Raw genomic sequence first — 15,517 nt, forward strand, 5'->3', positions numbered from 1 at the left:
TCCGGTTTAGCGTATCTGCTGCCCTATGATAAAGTGGAACATGCCACGCTTATCATCCATCTGGCCAGGCAGCGTATCCAGTCTCCAGGCGTAGTCAAAGCCCAGCAAACCAAACGCAGACATAAATATCCTTGCACCTACCCCCACTGAGCGATACAGCTTGAACGGGTTATAGTTTTTATAGCTGCCAAAGTTATTACCTGCCTCAACAAAAGCCAGGCCATAAATTGTGGCGGCCGGGTTTGGCGATATCAGCTGGCGTGCCTCAAATACAAACTTGTTGTAGGCAATACCACCGGAGCTCAGCAGTTCATTGTCATTGTTGGTGTTTACCACACTCTCATCCTCATAACCCCGCAGACCGATGTACTCTGTTCCGACGAACACGTTACCGCCTCCAAGGCCTGCGCCACCTACTTTAAAGCGTTCAAAAGGGCCAACCTCACCGGAGCCGTACGTGCCCAGGAAGCCGAAGTGCGCTCTTGTGTTGAATACCAAATTCCCTGCCACGTTTATAAAGTATGAGGCATCGAACATCCATTTGTTAAATTCGATAAACTCATAGTCATCGTCATCCCGGTCAGAGAACAGCGAGTACGGCGGCGTAAGGTTCAGGCTTAGGGTAAAAGAGGAACCACGTCTCGGGAAGGTAGGGTTGTCCACACTTGAGCGCCCGATCGTGTTTACTATGGATATACTGTTTGATGTACCGTCTGTAAAGTTAGCCGCCAGAGGATAGTCATCCAGGGTATAGCGGCTGTAGGACAGCGAGTGGTTCATGTAGAAGTAGTTGTCCGGCCAGTTCAGGCGTCGGCCCAGGCTTACGGCACCACCCAATACATCCAAACGGCTCTTTATGTTGTTATCGGCTGTATTGTAATAGCTAGACGCGTTCCTGTAGATGGTTCTGTACAAGCTAACGGTAAGTGAGTTTGGCTTACGCCCTCCTAGCCACGGCTCCGTGAAAGAAAGAGAGTACGACTGGTAGTACTTACCGTTCGCCTGGATGTTCAGGGACAGGCGCTGGCCATCTCCCGTAGGGATCGGTCTCCACTCCGAAAGGTCCAGCATTTTACGCGTAGAGAAGTTGTTGAGCGTCAGGCCTACGGTACCTACTGCACCGATAGGGCCACCCCAACCGCCTGATAAGCTAATCTGGTCATTCGGGCGCTCCACTACACTATAGGCAATGTCCACGGTACCTTCTGCCGGGTTCGGGATTGGGTTCAGGCCAATCGTTTCCGGGTCGAAGTAACCTAATGCTGCCAGTTCGTTTCTTGTTCTGATCAGGTCGTCGCGGCTATACTTCTGGCCAGGCAAAGTACGGATCTCACGCAGAATCACGTGGTCGCTTGTCTTATCGTTGCCTGTGATGATGATCTTGTCGATTGTGGCCTGTGGCCCTTCGGTTACACGCATCTCCAGGTCAATGGAATCGCCCTCTACGCGTACTTCCACCGGGTCAATGCTCGAAAACAGGTAGCCGTCGTTCTGGTAGAGCGCGGACACGTCCACACCGGCCGGGTTGTAGGTAAGGCGCTTCTCCAGTTCCTGCTGGTCGTACACATCGCCTTTCTCTATGCCCAGTACGCGCGCCAGGTAGGCATCGTCATACAGGTAGTTGCCCGTCCAGGTGATATTTCTGTAATAGTAGCGCTGCCCCTCATCCACTGTGATCTGCACGCCCAGGCGGTCGTCGCTGATACGGTAGACAGAGTCTGATACAATGGTTGCGTCGCGGTAGCCCTGGCTGTTGTAGAACGCAAGCAGCGACTCTTTGTCTTCCTCAAACTTGGTGCGGTTAAACTTAGAAGAGGAGAATATCTTATAGAAGCGCTTTTCTTTCGTGTTCTTTAGCTGGCGCTCCAGTTTCTTATCTGAAAAAGCCTCGTTACCGACAATCTCAATATCGCCCACCTTTACTTTGTCGCCTTTATCCACATGGATGTTCAGCACCACGCTGTTCGGCAACACGGAGTCCGGCCGCTGTGTGATGTTTACCTTAGCGTTCAGAAAGCTTTTATCGATGTAGTACTCGCGTACGGCGTTTCGCGTGCTGTTCAGTACGGCGTCCGTAACGATGCGGCCTTTTTGCAACGGCACCTTTTCCCTCAGGGTCTCGGACTGCGACTTGTTAATGCCGGAGAAGCGGAAGTTAGACAGGCGGGGGCGCTCCGTCAGGTTAAAGGTCAGGTAGATGACATCGCCCTCGGTTCGCGCAGACACATCCACATCTCCCAATATCCCCTGGTCCCACAGGTTCTGAATGGCACGGCTTATGTCTTCGCCAGGCACAGTGATCATGTCTCCCTCCTTCAGGCCAGTGAGCGAGGTAAGGGCGATCGGGTCCAGAAACTTGTACCCGCTGACAGCAATATCCCCAATGCGGTACTGGCGCGGCTGCTGATAATCAATAGGAGACGACTGGGCAGGGTTGTCCAGTACTTGAGAAGAGGCCGTGCCTGCCATTAGCAGAAACACCAGCATCCAGATGCATCTTGTCATTAGTGTATTTATCACTTAACTATTTGTTCACTTGTCTTACCAAACCGGCGCTCGCGCCCCTGGTAAGATATTATTGCCTCGTAAAGATGCTCTTTTCTAAAATCAGGCCAGAGCAACTCTGTGATGTATAATTCAGTATAAGCTAATTGCCAGAGCAAGAAGTTGCTGATGCGCATCTCGCCGCTCGTCCGAATGAGCAGCTCCGGGTCGGGCATGCCTGCCGTAGAAAGATAGCCGGCAACAGCGGACTCATCTATTGCATCAGGCGCTATATTCCCCTGACCCACCTCGTTGGCCAAGCGTTGCACCGCCTGTGTAATGTCCCAGCGGCCGCTGTAGCTCAGGGCCAGCACGAGCGTCATGCGCGAGTTGTGCTGTGTCATCTCTATGGCCTCATTGAGCTCACGCTGGCATGCCTTCGGCAGGCTGGAGGTGTTGCCAATGGTCTGTAACCGGATGTTGTTCTTGTTGAGAGTGGCTGCTTCCTTGCGAATGGTGGACACCAGCAGCGTCATCAATGCCGATACCTCTTCTGCGGGCCTGGACCAGTTCTCGGTAGAGAAAGCGTACATGGTTAAGTACTCTATCCCCAGTTCGGCTGCAGCCTCTACGGTATCGCGCACAGCTTTAATGGCATTCTGGTGCCCAAAGATACGTAGTCCGCCCCTTCGCTTCGCCCAACGCCCGTTACCGTCCATGATAACGGCGATGTGCCTTGGTAAATTGCCTAAGTCTACTTTCTCCTTCAGATTCATTAAAACACAATTTCCTTGCAAGTTACAAAAAGCAAGACAAATTCGTGAATGATTGCTACTTAATCTAGCAAGCCAGGCTTATTCTTGTAAACAGGAGGGCAGTTATTGCGGTAGAAAGTGTAGGAGATGCTTATGCCGTTGTAGAAATACCAGTCGTTGTCGTGGGGATTGGCAAGGTAGGCTTCTGTTTCCTCGGCCAGGTAATCCAGCTTATCCGTAAACAGCTTCCGTGCTCCAAACTCCAGCCCCAGGTTCCAGTGCTTGCTGAGGGCGTATTTTAGCCCCACACCAAAGGGTATGGCTATGGCCAAATCTGTCTCGTAGGGCTCGTCAAGGCCATCCACCGCTGCTGTTAGCTTTTTGTTGTAAGCAAGCCCTGCTATACCGACAAAGACGTAAGGCGAAAGGCGCGGGTTCTGGCGGCGGTCATAGTAATCCAGGAAGTTGTACTCCATTACCGCCGAAACCTCCAGCAGGCTCAGGCGCAGCTCTGCGTCGCGGTACTTATGAAACGGCCGGTCATCGAAGGCTTCATCGCTGAACGTGTTGTCGTCCACGATGCGGTGGCTCCCCATCAGGCCGCCGCGCAGGGTAATGGCATCGGACATGTCGCGGCGGTAAAACACGGTTATGGCCGGCTGGTTATTCAGAAAGCGGTAGTTCGGCGACAGTTCGCCTTTGTAATTGGCCCCGCCTATACCCACTCCTATCTCTGATGTGGTGACGGCTTTCGTAACTTGCGCGTAAGTAGCGGCGCTAAAAAAAACACTCCCTATTTGCAGCATGAGACAAATAAGGAGTGCCTGTTTAAAAGTATTCAAAGTCATGTAGCTAGGCAAAGTTTAGTTGAACAACGCAACGCTGTCCGTTCTATTATCTAAACTTCGGACTTCTGATGCGTGGTGATAAAATATAACTCAAAGTGACACCCGTTGTGATGTACCAGTCATCGTCAGAGCTCTCGCCGCGTTGCGACCCCTCTGTACCGTATCCTTTTACATGCATGTAAGGTACCTGTGGCGCATTAGGATCTGGCACAACAGTAAAGCCGGACTCCGGGCTTCTGTCTGAGAGAATAGCTGCGGCAGTAGGGTTGTCGCCTCCGCCGGCCAGTATATTCGCCTTTGACGCATAGGCTGTACTTACGTCGTCCAGGTAGTCGGTGAAGGTTTTTCTCCAGCCTACTTCCAGGCTAAGGTCCCAGTACCGGTCGATCTTATAGCGCACACCCACCCCAAACGGCACCACAATCTGTACACGCTTGTAAGGCTCCGGGTAATCACCGCCATCTGCATACTGCCCTTCGGTACCCAAAGGTTGCAATTCGTACCATCCTGTTGGAATATCATTCGCAGGAGCCAGACCACGGGAGCCATTTTCGTAGTACGCCTTCGGGTTATGGTGCATTACGGCAACGCCAGCAAACGCATACGGCACAAAGTCCGGGCGACGGCGGAAGTTATTGCGGTTCTCAAAAAGGTCTACTATCGCCACAGCGCTCAGTTCTTTGACATCGCTGCGGAAAGAGAGGTTTCTGCCGTAGCGGCCTCTGTTCTCTCCCTCGTTCTCTGATGCGCTCAGGGCGTCATCGCCGGTGATACGGCCCCAGGTGAAGCCCACACGGTACGAAAAGCGCGGCGCGAAACGGTAGGTATAGCTAATGCCCACGCTTGGGCGGGTAGACTTAAAGCGAAAGCTCGTAAAGTCTGGCTCCGGCACAATATCCCCGAAATAGTTCATGGCACCGATCGTAGCCCCCACTGAAGCGTACTTCTTGCGCTGGGTAAACCGTTGCGCATCAGCAGTAGGTGCGATGAGCAGCGCCGTGAAAACAAGCATTAAAAAGAGCGTACAAAGTTTCTTCATATCGAAAACATATCTAAAAGATGGCGTATCAGCTGGATGACAATGAACCCAAGTTAGTTTCAGACAAAAATAGTCAATAAAGTCAAACTTGGAAATGATATTCCATATATTTAATATTACTTTATCTGACTGTTGCGCTTATCGAAGCCCCAGTTGAGCTTATTTCGCAGGGTAGACAGAAAATTAACCTGGTGTAGCTTTACCAGCCTCGCCACAAAGGCCTCCCGCCGAACAGCTAGCTGCACGTTCATATCCACGGGTGTTGACCTGGAGTCCAGAGCCGCCAAATAGCTACTGCTCCGCCCCTCCACTTCAAACGAGATGACGCTTCGATCGGACACGATCATAGGCCGCACATTAAGGTTATGCGGACATACGGGCGAAATCACAAAATTGTTAGTTTGCGGCAGCACCAACGGTCCTCCGCAGCTAAGCGAGTACCCCGTTGACCCTGTAGGCGTGGCCACCACCAGACCATCTGCCCAGTAAGAATTTAAATATTCACCATCTATATACGTGTGCACTACTATCATGGATGAGGAATCGCGTTTTAATACGCTAAACTCATTTAATCCGAAGTTAATGCCCTCAAACACCTCCTGATCGGAATCCACGCGGATCAGAGCGCGGTCATCCAAGGTGTAGTGCCCTTTGTAAAGCGCATCGAGTGCGATGTTGATGCTGTCGTAGGGGATGGTGGCCAGGAAGCCAAGCCGGCCCGTGTTGATGCCGAGAATTGGAATCTGCTGCTCTCCCACATAGGTCACGGTATCCAGCAGCGTACCGTCGCCGCCGATGCTTAGCACCACGTCCACATCCTGAAGCTTATCCCCCCGCCGGAAGGTCTCGATGCCGGTGGGCAGGTTGATGGTATTCTTGAGGTACAGTTGGAAGTGCTCTACCAGGCAGAGCTGCGTTTTCCGGCGCTGCAGCTCATCGAAGAGCGCCTGGATAAAAGGGGTAATGTTATCGCTGAAGGGTTTGCCAAGTATAGCTATTTTCATTTCAATCAGGTTAAAACGGAAATCGGGCACTAAAGTAAAAGCCTTTGTCTCCCTCACGGTTCAAGGTGTACTCCAGGCGCAGCACGATGTCGTAAAAAGTGACCACATGCAGCCCCAGCCCACCTCCGAGCAGCAGGCGGTTCGTAAGCGGGTTTCCATCCTCAAAGGCATCGTCCACTACATAGCCGGCGTCTGTAAAGCCGTTAAGGTATACGGACAAAGGTATGTGGTTGAACTTCGGGTTATCTATAAATGTAAGGTTTATACTTTTAATATCCAGCAGCTGCCGCGTAAGCCCCTGTTTAAAAAGGCCGTAGTGCTGCCCGCCTATAACGTATAGCTCATACCCCCGCACGTAGGACCGGTAGCCCAGCGCCACGTTGTCGGCAAAGGCATGCCGGCCGGCAAGCCGCAGCTGCCCCTCGGCACCCGCCATATAAAAGAGCCTGTCAGAAAGCGGCACGTACTGCACATACTTGGCCCGAGCCGTGGTAAAAGGGGAGCCCGTCTGCTGCAGGAAGAGCGTCTGCGAAACTCCCGCCTCAAGGTAAGTGCCTGCGGTAGGGTACGCAAAGTTGTTGCGCCGGTTAACGACCTTGTACAGCTCCACACGCAGGTATTGCCGCTCCCCCCTTGCCTCCTTATAGTACTCCGGGTTCAGGAAGGTGACGGAGTCGGAGACGGCTTCGCTGTAGTAAGCCAGCCTCAGCCCTTCCTGCCGTTGCACATCCTGCCGGTGGATCAGCGCGGCCGACACCGCCGTGCGTTTGATCGGCACCCCCTCCTCCTGCTCAAAAAAGCGCTGCCTGTTGTTGTAGTTTGTGTAGCTTATAGTGCGGCTGCGGTAGTCAGACACCGCGAAATCAGCGCCCAGGTTATACTTGCGCCAGATGTACGGGATGCGGTAGCCGAGCTCCAGCCGCTTGTTAAAGCCGCGCTGCACGCGCACGCGCACCTCCTCGTTGCGGCCCCTGAAGTTCTTCCGGATAAGGTTGATGCCATAGTCTATGCGGCTCCAGTCCCGCTTCTCCAGCCAGGCGTTAAAGTTGCGGTCTGCAAAGTCAAAAATGGGGATGGGATACAGGTAGAAGCGCTCCTGCACCTCGTAGTTTACCCGCACCTGGCCCTCTTCGCACGTGTAGGTATAGTTTACATAGTGAAAGAGCCGCAGGTTGAAGAGGCGCTTTTGGTTCTCCTCCAGCAGCGGCTCCAGCTCGTCGGCCGGGATGGTGTCGCCGGGCGCAAAGGTAAGTTCGCGCAGCATCACCTGCGGCTTCGTGGTCTCGTTGCCGGACAGCTCCACCTCGGCCACCACGACGGCGGGCACAGCACATGGCCCGGCCAGCGCAACGGCCCCGATCAAAAGCAGAAGTATAAAGAGGGATGCCCGCAGCAGCATTACCGCCGGCCTTAGATATCGAGGTACTTGAAGAGCATGTCCAGGCGGTCGCGGCCCACATCGTGCTCGGTGTTGTCGTTGAACTGGGCCGTGATGCGGTACTCGAAGCGTTCCAGTGTGGCAATGATGCGGCTCAGGTCGGTGGTGTTCAGCTTCAGCGTCAGCTTGATCTGGTACGGGTCCATCTCGTCCGGCGAGACGTAGGCACTGAGGATCTTCACCCCCTCCTCCTCGATCAGGCGGCTGATCTGGCTCAGCGAGTAGTCGCGCTCGGGCATGGAGAGCACCAGAATGCTGCCCTGCCCCTGCAGCGCAGACATCTGCCCGAAGGCGGCCAGGGTATCGTTGATGGTGATGATGCCGATGTAATCCTGCTCCTCGTCCAGCACCGGCACCACCTGGATTTTGTTTTTGATAGCCGCCTCCATCACATCGTAGAAATGCTGGTGCCCCTGCACGTGCACCTCCTGGTACTCCAGCTCCAGCTCTTTTAGCGTGCGGGCGCGGTCGGGCAGCTCGATCAGGCTCAGCTCGGTGGCCAGGCCCATGTACTTGCGGTTGCTCACCACCGGCAGCTCGTTTACCCTGAACTCATCCATCCAGCGCAAAGCCTTGTCTACGGTGTCGTAGAGCTTTAGCGGCGGTATCATTTGGTTGATGAGTTCTTCTGCGATCATACAGATGTGGTTATAGGTGTTTTGGCTAAGAATTTATCTAAGATACTGTTAAACTTCTCCGGATGTTCCATCATCGGGGCGTGCCCGCACTTATCTATAAAGTAGAGCTCGGAGCCCTCCATGAGCCTGTTGAACTCATAGGCTACCAAGGGCGGCGTAATGGTGTCGTTCAGTCCCCAGATTAACAACGTCGGCACCTTTATGTTTGTGATATCCTTGGCCATATTATGCCGCTGCGCCGATTTGGCGATGGCGATAATGCGCAGGCACTTAGAGTTGCTGTTGGTGATGGAGAATACCTCATCCACTAGCTCTTTGGTGGCTGTTTTAGGGTCGTAGAAAGTATAGCCCACGCGCTCCTCCACATAGTCGTAGTTGCCGCGCTTCGGAAAGGAGCCGCCCATAGAGTCCTCGAACAGGCCGGAGCTGCCGGTCAGCACCAGGCGCTTCACCATATCGGGGTTATCCAAGGTATAAACCAGGCCCACGTGGCCGCCCAGCGAGTTGCCCAGCAAGGTCAGGTCCTTCAGTTTCTTCAGCGCCACGAAGCTCTCCACAAACTTCACCAACCCCGGCACGCCGGCCTTGTGCAGCGGCATCTCGTAGATCGGCATCAGGGGAATAACAACACGGTAGTTTTTCGAAAAATGCTCTACAACGCCGTTCCAGTTGCTAAGGGCGCCAAACAGCCCGTGCAGCAGCAAAAGTACTTCGCCTTCTCCCTCATCTATGTACTGATATTCTCCTTCTTGTCTGACTTGTAAATCCATGAATCGAAAAATCTTATTGAAAGAAACGTGTGTTTGACGTTAACGGTCGAACTCGTGCGCAATATTAGCAATACTAACCCAATTTTGGAGCATGTGCAAACCGTAAGTCGTCAGGGCTGCCTCCGGGTGAAACTGCAGCGCGTACAGCGGCAGATCCCTGTGCCGGAAGGCCATCAGCTCCCCCTCCTGCGTGTGCGCCAGCGGCACGATGCTCTCCGGGGTGTGCCGTAGCACCAGCGAGTGGTAGCGCACCACCGGCATCCGCTGCGGCAGGCCTGCAAAGACGGGGTCATCCTCGCAAACGATCTCCGACACCTTGCCATGCATGGGCCGCAGCCCCTTCTCCAGCTTCGCGCCGAAGAACTCGCCCAGCGCCTGGTGCCCCAAGCAAATGCCCAGCATCGGCACCCGCTCGTGGTAGTGGCGGATCACATCCATCATGCTCCCGGCCCCTTTCGGCGCGCCCGGCCCCGGCGAGAGCACAATGCCCTCAAACCTTAGCTGCCGTAGCTCCTGCAGCGGCACATCGTTGCGCACCACCTGCACCTCTACCCCTAAACGGTTAAAATAGTCTACCAGGTTATAGGTAAACGAGTCAAAGTTATCGAGCAGGAGCAGCATGGCAGGCGTTAAGTATAAGAAACGAGCAGGGCTGAAGGCGGGCTTCAGGATAACAGCCCGATGGATGGCAGCTACTTCCCAGCATGCAAATCTGTGAATCTCCCGGCCTTAAAAATGCTGCCGCAGCGATGTGATCAGCGCTTTGATAAACGGGAGCACATAGCTCAGGATATCAAGGGCATAGGGAGTGGTTTTGAGTACCACCGGGTATACTGCGGAGGCGTCGGCGGTGTCTTTCGACACGGCGATACCGGCCATGTCGGACACGTACAGCAGCAGGCTCAGGGCCACGCACCATTTCAGGGCGCCCAGTATACTCCCCAGCACATTGTCGAACAGGCCGAAGGGCGTAAAGTCAATAACTTTTTTCAGCAGCATGCCGCCCAGGTGAATGAGCAGGATGATGCCGACGAAGACCACCAGAAAAGTTACGTAAGGCAGCAGACCGTGCGCATCGCCGATAAACTCGGCCATAACGGGCAGTGCCGTGTCCAGCAGCTTCAGGCCGCCTAGTATGGCCAGCACCAGCGCCACCAAAGACACCAGCTCCAGCAGCAGCCCCTTGCGGAAGCCCATAAAAGCCCCGTAGGAAATAGGAATGGCTAAAAAGAAATCGAAGGTACTCATGTAGTAAGATATAAGATTCAAGACATAAGACAATAGACTTTCTGGAAGTGATCATCAATCTAAATCTTAAACCTGTTGCCTTACAGCAGTTTAACCATTGTAAGGCAACAGGTTATACTTTAAAAATCGGTATTATTCAGCAATGCGCCAACAGCCTGGGAAATGGCGCGGCCGTCGGCCTGACCGGCCAGCTCTTTAGAGGCAACGCCCATTACCTTCCCCATATCAGACGGGCCTGTGGCACCTACTCTTTGGATGATCTCTACCAGGCGCGCGCGCAGGTCGCCTTCGTCCAGCTGCTTGGGCAGGTACTGCTCTATCACGGCCAGCTCTGCCAGCTCCACCTCCTCCAGGTCGGCACGGCCCTGCTTGGCGTACAGCTCAGCAGACTCGCGGCGCTGCTTGGCCGCTTTAGTCAGCAGCTTCATCTCGGTGTCCTGGCTGATGCCTTCGTCTCCGCCCTTCTCGGTCTCGGCCAGCAGGATTTGCGATTTTATACTTCTCAGCGCCTGTAAGCGAGCTTTATCTTTGGCCAACATAGCTTGCTTAATGTCGGCGTCCACGCGTTGTTTTAATGTCATAGTTTTTGATTTTTATACCTTTCACTTCGTCCAGATGCTCCGGTTGCAGCACCGCTGGCTTCTTTATACGCGGCCATGCTCCCTGCCACAGGTTATCATCTTAAACAAAATTCCACTAATTTAGTCATTCAAATAAATTAAGACGAGCAAGGGGCAAAAATTCAGCCCGTAAATAGAGCCATGACGAAACTGAGTGTAAATATAAACAAAATAGCCACGCTTCGGAATGCCCGCGGCGGTAACAGGCCGAATGTTGTGCAGGCGGCCAAAGATTGTGAGCGTTTCGGAGCAGAAGGCATTACCGTGCACCCGCGCCCCGACGAGCGCCACATCCGCTATCAGGATGTGTACGACCTGAAAGAAGTGGTTACCACCGAGTTTAACATTGAAGGCAACCCTACGCCAGACTTCCTGAAGCTGGTAAAAGAAGTGCGCCCAGCGCAGGCAACCCTCGTGCCCGATGCTCCGGATGCCATTACCTCCAACGCCGGCTGGGACACCATCAAACACAAAGATTTTCTGACAGATGTGATTGGAGAACTGAAGGAGCTTGGCATCCGCACGTCTATTTTTGTTGACCCTATCGTACCTATGGTAGAAGGCGCAGCCGCCGTAAACACAGACCGCATCGAGCTGTACACAGAGGCTTACGCGACTAACTTCCTGCAGAACCGCGAAGAAGCCGTTGCGCCATACTTGGAGGCAGCCATAAAAGCACAGGAGTTCGGACTTGGCTTGAATGCTGGTCACGACCTGGACCTGGACAACCTGAAATACCTGCACATGACACTGCCGGGCCTGCAGGAAGTAAGCATAGGCCACGCCCTTATCTGCGATGCATTATACTTAGGGCTGGAGAATACCATACAGCTATACCTGCGCCAGCTTAAATAGATGGTAAACACAATCACAATAGAAGAGTTTATGCAGAAGGCGGCACAGCTGCCTGTGCTGGATGTGCGTGCACCTAAAGAGTATGAGGTGGGGCATATTCCGGCGGCGCATTCTTTTCCTATTTTTGATGATAAACAACGTGCCGTAATAGGCACCGCCTATAAACAACAGGGACACGACCCAGCCGTCTTGATCGGCTTAGATTCCTTTGGCCCACGCATGTCTGGCTTTGTGAAGGAGGCAACGAAGCTGGCAAAAGATAAAGAGCTGCTGGTGCATTGCTGGCGCGGCGGCATGCGCAGCGGCGCAATGGCCTGGCTCCTCGACTTCTCCGGCTTTAAAGTGCACTTGCTGAAAGGGGGCTACAAAGCTTACCGCCACCTGATGCACGCGCAGTTTGAGAAGCCCCGCAAGCTCGTTATACTTGGCGGACTCACCGGCACAGGCAAAACAGATATACTGCCACACTTACAGCAACTCGGTCAGCAAAGTATAGATCTTGAAGGACTGGCAAACCATAAGGGTTCTGCTTTTGGAAGTATAGACATGCCGCCACAGCCCAGCACAGAGCATTTTGAAAACCTGCTGGGCATGCAGTTGTTGCAACTAAGCGAGCAGCAGGCGCTGTGGCTGGAGGACGAGAGCAAAACCATTGGCCGCGTCGTGATGCCTAAACCACTGCACGACCAGATGCAGGCAGCTCCTACCATTGTGTTGCAGGTGCCGCACAAGCTGCGGGTGCAAAAGCTAGCGCAGGAATACTGCCATACGAATGAAGCCATACTGGCCGCCTCCATACTTAAAATAAAGAAACGCCTGGGCGGGTTAGCCACTAAAGAGGCACTGGCAGCCATTGCCGAAGGTGATATGGAGAAGATGGTGGAGATTGCCCTTGTATACTATGACAAGGCCTACAACTTCGACCTGGCTAAGCGCCAGCACCTGATTCCGCTGGAGCTACAAAGTATAAACCCTGAAGAAAACGCTGCGCAAGTGCTGCAGCTGGCTCAAAAACATAAGCTACTTTAACATGGAAGATACATCCACTGAAAACATACGATTAACCCAGTACAGCCACGGCGCTGGCTGCGGCTGTAAAATATCCCCGAAAGTGCTTGATGCCATCCTGCACTCCGACATCAGCTATCCGGAAGAGAAAAACCTGCTGGTAGGCAACAGCTCCCGCGACGATGCTGCTGTGTATGACATAGGCAACGGCCGTGCCGTGATCAGTACCACCGATTTTTTTATGCCGATTGTAGATGATGCCTACGACTTTGGCCGCATTGCCTCTGCCAACGCTATCTCGGATGTATACGCCATGGGCGGCACACCTATGATGGCCATAGCCGTACTGGGCTGGCCAATCGATAAACTGGCTCCTGAAGTGGCGAAGCGTGTGATAGAAGGCAGCCGCAGTATTTGCCATGAAGCAGGTATTCCGTTGGCCGGTGGCCATAGTATAGACAGCCCGGAGCCTATTTTTGGCTTGGCTGTGACAGGAATGGTAGACATTAAAAACCTAAAGCAAAACAATACCGCCACCGCTGGCTGCGAGTTATACTTAACCAAACCGCTGGGTGTAGGCATACTGAGTACCTCTCAGAAAAAAGCCATACTTAAGCCGGAGCACGAGCAGCTGGCACCGCAGCAAATGATGCAACTCAACAAGATTGGTGCAGAGCTAGGGCAACTGCCACAGGTAAAAGCCATGACCGACGTAACTGGTTTCGGTTTGATGGGCCACCTTTCAGAAATGTGTGAGGGCAGCAATTTAACAGCAGAAATATACTTCGATAAAGTACCGGTTATACCTGAAGCACTGGAATACCTGGCGCAAAAAGCCATACCCGGCGGCACACTCCGCAACTTCGACAGCTACGGCCATAAGTTAGCCGATCTCACCCCAGACCAAAAACACCTGCTCTGCGATCCGCAAACAAGCGGCGGCCTCTTAGTAGCCGTTGACCCGGTAGGTCGGGATGAGGTACTGGAGATTTTCCGTAAGTATAACTTACAGCTGGAGCCGCTAGGCGTGCTGAAGGAGCGGCAGGGTGAAGAGAAATTAATCCGAGTGATTTAGACTTCCGTAAGCCTAACCAAACAACTGTTACTTGATAATTGATTCTTGGAATAAATGAAACTACACTATAAAGAAATGGGCCACGGCCAGCCGCTGCTGATACTGCACGGCCTGTTTGGCACATTAGATAACTGGGCAACTTTAGCGAAGCGTTTGGCTGAGCATTACAACGTATTTCTGGTAGACCTGCGCAACCACGGCCGCTCACCTCACGCTGATGAGCATAACTATGACCTAATGGCTGCCGATGTGCTGGAGTTGGTGGATGACCTAAAAATTCCGACGCCCGTAATTATGGGCCACTCGATGGGCGGCAAAGTGGCGATGAATTACGCGCTGAATTACCCAACGCGCCTTACAAAGCTGATCGTGGTAGACATTGCCCCCAAAGCATACCCACCGCACCACGATGACATTATTGAAGCCTTGCAATCAGTAGACCTTAGCACTACCACCAGCCGTAGCGACATAGATGACCAGTTAGCCAAAACCATCAAAGAGCCGGATGTACGCTTATTCCTGATGAAGAACATCTACCGCAAGGAAGACAACACCTTCGGCTGGCGCATGAATCTTGATGCCATAGACAAGAATTACGAGAATATAGCCGCTGCCATTACAGCAGAGGTGCCGTTTAAGAAGCACGCGCTCTTTATAAAAGGGGGCAAGTCCAGGTATATCAAGCAGGAAGATATTTACGATAACATTGAGCGCCTGTTCTCGCTGGTGGAGGTAGAAACCATCCCGAATGCGGGGCACTGGGTACACGCCGAGGCTCCGGATGAAGTATACGACCTTGTTACCAGATTTATTGACGCCGATTAGTTACCTGGATCAGGATTTTTAGGATGAGAAGGATGCATTGTCTGAATCAGGATTTACTGGATTTGTAGATAAACAGGATGAGCTTCTAAAGTATAGAATGATTTGTACATCAGAGCAGATTGTTTTATAAATCCTGTACATCCTTCCCCATCCTGAAAATCCTGATTCAGATAAATAGCTTTACCTTTGCTTTATGAAACAGACCGGCACCTTATACCTCATCCCAACCATACTTGCAGAAGACACGCAGGACCAAATTATCTCGCCACAGGTGAAAGATACCGTGCGCAACCTCACATACTTTATTGTGGAGAACCTGCGTACCGCACGCCGCTACGTCAAAAGCATTTGCCCGGAACTGGTCATTGAGCAGCTTACTTTTGTGCAGATTGATAAAGATGCTACGCCGGCACAAGTACAGGCTTCACTGAAGCCGCTGCTGGAACAAGGGTTGGATGCAGGCATCATCTCAGAGGCAGGCTGCCCCGGTGTAGCCGACCCCGGTGCTGAAGTGGTAAAGTATGCGCACCAGAAAAGTATAAAAGTAGTACCTTTTGCAGGCCCCTCAGCTATACTTCTTAGCCTGATGGCCAGTGGCTTTAGCGGTCAGCAATTCTGTTTCCACGGTTACCTGCCCATCGAGAAACGCGACAGGCTGCAGGCGCTGCGCCAACTGGAGAAGGAAATGCAGCAGCGTAACCAGACCCAAATCTTCATGGAAACGCCTTACCGCAACAACAAGCTGCTCGAAGACCTCCTCACAACCCTCCACCCCGACACCAAACTCTGTATAGCGGCCAACATCACCTCACCTGAACACGAGTTTATCCAGACCAAAAGCATCAGCCAGTGGAAGGGAAAGCTACCGGATATACATAAGCAACCGGCGGTTTTTTTGATTTATAGGTAA

Annotated in this window: 16 protein-coding genes; 5 read left to right on the forward strand and 11 right to left on the reverse strand. The window is 52.8% G+C overall.

Going from position 1 to position 15,517, the window contains the following annotated elements; translation table 11 throughout:
- Window positions 1-6 precede the first annotated feature (6 nt).
- The 11 genes from bamA to CA264_RS15320 form a co-directional block, all read right to left on the reverse strand.
- On the reverse strand, window positions 7-2,505 hold the full coding sequence (gene bamA / locus CA264_RS15270; protein ID WP_025608255.1) for an outer membrane protein assembly factor BamA: 2,499 nt from the start codon (window positions 2,503-2,505) through the stop codon (window positions 7-9).
- Window positions 2,506-2,516: 11 nt separating this feature from the next.
- A complete protein-coding gene (locus CA264_RS15275; RefSeq protein WP_418313991.1) occupies window positions 2,517-3,260 on the reverse strand; it encodes an isoprenyl transferase in 744 nt (247 codons plus the stop codon).
- A gap of 59 nt (window positions 3,261-3,319) precedes the next feature.
- Entirely contained in the window at window positions 3,320-4,045 is a 726-nt protein-coding gene (porG, locus tag CA264_RS15280; protein ID WP_237151129.1) for a type IX secretion system protein PorG, read from the reverse strand.
- An 88-nt stretch (window positions 4,046-4,133) separates the two neighbouring features.
- The gene (locus CA264_RS15285; RefSeq protein ID WP_025608258.1) at window positions 4,134-5,126 is read right to left on the reverse strand and encodes a DUF6089 family protein; all 993 of its coding nucleotides are present in this window, start codon (window positions 5,124-5,126) and stop codon (window positions 4,134-4,136) included.
- A gap of 116 nt (window positions 5,127-5,242) precedes the next feature.
- A complete protein-coding gene (locus CA264_RS15290; RefSeq protein ID WP_025608259.1) occupies window positions 5,243-6,130 on the reverse strand; it encodes an NAD kinase in 888 nt (295 codons plus the stop codon).
- A gap of 10 nt (window positions 6,131-6,140) precedes the next feature.
- Window positions 6,141-7,529 (reverse strand): BamA/TamA family outer membrane protein, encoded by a 1,389-nt coding sequence (locus CA264_RS15295; RefSeq protein WP_025608260.1) that lies wholly within the window; start codon window positions 7,527-7,529, stop codon window positions 6,141-6,143.
- Between the two features lie 11 nt (window positions 7,530-7,540).
- Window positions 7,541-8,206, reverse strand: coding sequence for a CBS domain-containing protein (locus CA264_RS15300; protein WP_025608261.1), 666 nt, complete (start codon window positions 8,204-8,206; stop codon window positions 7,541-7,543).
- Window positions 8,203-8,976, reverse strand: a complete 774-nt coding sequence (locus tag CA264_RS15305; RefSeq protein WP_025608262.1) for an alpha/beta fold hydrolase — start codon at window positions 8,974-8,976, stop codon at window positions 8,203-8,205. Before CA264_RS15305 ends, CA264_RS15300 begins: the two co-directional genes overlap by 4 nt.
- Before the next feature lie 39 nt (window positions 8,977-9,015).
- Window positions 9,016-9,597 carry an anthranilate synthase component II gene (locus tag CA264_RS15310; protein WP_025608263.1) on the reverse strand — a complete coding sequence of 194 codons (582 nt, stop codon included), beginning with the start codon at window positions 9,595-9,597 and terminating at the stop codon, window positions 9,016-9,018.
- A 108-nt stretch (window positions 9,598-9,705) separates the two neighbouring features.
- A complete protein-coding gene (locus tag CA264_RS15315; RefSeq protein ID WP_025608264.1) occupies window positions 9,706-10,224 on the reverse strand; it encodes a CvpA family protein in 519 nt (172 codons plus the stop codon).
- A 119-nt stretch (window positions 10,225-10,343) separates the two neighbouring features.
- Complete coding sequence (locus CA264_RS15320; RefSeq protein WP_025608265.1) at window positions 10,344-10,805, reverse strand: GatB/YqeY domain-containing protein; 462 nt, start codon at window positions 10,803-10,805, stop codon at window positions 10,344-10,346.
- A 180-nt stretch (window positions 10,806-10,985) separates the two neighbouring features.
- On the opposite strand from CA264_RS15320, the gene CA264_RS15325 reads away from it, so the two are divergent.
- From CA264_RS15325 to CA264_RS15345, 5 genes are all read left to right on the forward strand, one after another.
- Window positions 10,986-11,699, forward strand: a complete 714-nt coding sequence (locus tag CA264_RS15325; protein ID WP_025608266.1) for a pyridoxine 5'-phosphate synthase — start codon at window positions 10,986-10,988, stop codon at window positions 11,697-11,699.
- Window positions 11,700-12,728 carry a tRNA 2-selenouridine(34) synthase MnmH gene (gene mnmH / locus CA264_RS15330; RefSeq protein WP_025608267.1) on the forward strand — a complete coding sequence of 343 codons (1,029 nt, stop codon included), beginning with the start codon at window positions 11,700-11,702 and terminating at the stop codon, window positions 12,726-12,728.
- A 1-nt stretch (window position 12,729) separates the two neighbouring features.
- Window positions 12,730-13,782, forward strand: a complete 1,053-nt coding sequence (gene selD / locus CA264_RS15335) for a selenide, water dikinase SelD (RefSeq protein WP_025608268.1) — start codon at window positions 12,730-12,732, stop codon at window positions 13,780-13,782.
- A gap of 54 nt (window positions 13,783-13,836) precedes the next feature.
- On the forward strand, window positions 13,837-14,607 hold the full coding sequence (locus tag CA264_RS15340; protein WP_025608269.1) for an alpha/beta fold hydrolase: 771 nt from the start codon (window positions 13,837-13,839) through the stop codon (window positions 14,605-14,607).
- A gap of 193 nt (window positions 14,608-14,800) precedes the next feature.
- Window positions 14,801-15,517 (forward strand): SAM-dependent methyltransferase, encoded by a 717-nt coding sequence (locus CA264_RS15345; protein ID WP_025608270.1) that lies wholly within the window; start codon window positions 14,801-14,803, stop codon window positions 15,515-15,517.

The sequence above is a fragment of the Pontibacter actiniarum genome, assembly GCF_003585765.1.
Classification (GTDB): domain Bacteria; phylum Bacteroidota; class Bacteroidia; order Cytophagales; family Hymenobacteraceae; genus Pontibacter; species Pontibacter actiniarum.

What these genes read in the sequence shown, in the direction of transcription:
- mnmH (WP_025608267.1), top strand. Translation starts at nt 11,700, where the DNA reads ATGGTAAACACAATCACAATAGAAGAGTTTATGCAGAAGGCGGCACAG.
- CA264_RS15290 (WP_025608259.1), bottom strand. Translation starts at nt 6,130, where the DNA reads ATGAAAATAGCTATACTTGGCAAACCCTTCAGCGATAACATTACCCCT.
- CA264_RS15275 (WP_418313991.1), bottom strand. Translation starts at nt 3,260, where the DNA reads ATGAATCTGAAGGAGAAAGTAGACTTAGGCAATTTACCAAGGCACATC.
- CA264_RS15340 (WP_025608269.1), top strand. Translation starts at nt 13,837, where the DNA reads ATGAAACTACACTATAAAGAAATGGGCCACGGCCAGCCGCTGCTGATA.
- CA264_RS15320 (WP_025608265.1), bottom strand. Translation starts at nt 10,805, where the DNA reads ATGACATTAAAACAACGCGTGGACGCCGACATTAAGCAAGCTATGTTG.
- CA264_RS15305 (WP_025608262.1), bottom strand. Translation starts at nt 8,976, where the DNA reads ATGGATTTACAAGTCAGACAAGAAGGAGAATATCAGTACATAGATGAG.
- bamA (WP_025608255.1), bottom strand. Translation starts at nt 2,505, where the DNA reads ATGACAAGATGCATCTGGATGCTGGTGTTTCTGCTAATGGCAGGCACG.
- selD (WP_025608268.1), top strand. Translation starts at nt 12,730, where the DNA reads ATGGAAGATACATCCACTGAAAACATACGATTAACCCAGTACAGCCAC.
- CA264_RS15345 (WP_025608270.1), top strand. Translation starts at nt 14,801, where the DNA reads ATGAAACAGACCGGCACCTTATACCTCATCCCAACCATACTTGCAGAA.
- CA264_RS15295 (WP_025608260.1), bottom strand. Translation starts at nt 7,529, where the DNA reads ATGCTGCTGCGGGCATCCCTCTTTATACTTCTGCTTTTGATCGGGGCC.
- CA264_RS15300 (WP_025608261.1), bottom strand. Translation starts at nt 8,206, where the DNA reads ATGATCGCAGAAGAACTCATCAACCAAATGATACCGCCGCTAAAGCTC.
- CA264_RS15315 (WP_025608264.1), bottom strand. Translation starts at nt 10,224, where the DNA reads ATGAGTACCTTCGATTTCTTTTTAGCCATTCCTATTTCCTACGGGGCT.
- CA264_RS15325 (WP_025608266.1), top strand. Translation starts at nt 10,986, where the DNA reads ATGACGAAACTGAGTGTAAATATAAACAAAATAGCCACGCTTCGGAAT.
- CA264_RS15285 (WP_025608258.1), bottom strand. Translation starts at nt 5,126, where the DNA reads ATGAAGAAACTTTGTACGCTCTTTTTAATGCTTGTTTTCACGGCGCTG.
- porG (WP_237151129.1), bottom strand. Translation starts at nt 4,045, where the DNA reads ATGCTGCAAATAGGGAGTGTTTTTTTTAGCGCCGCTACTTACGCGCAA.
- CA264_RS15310 (WP_025608263.1), bottom strand. Translation starts at nt 9,597, where the DNA reads ATGCTGCTCCTGCTCGATAACTTTGACTCGTTTACCTATAACCTGGTA.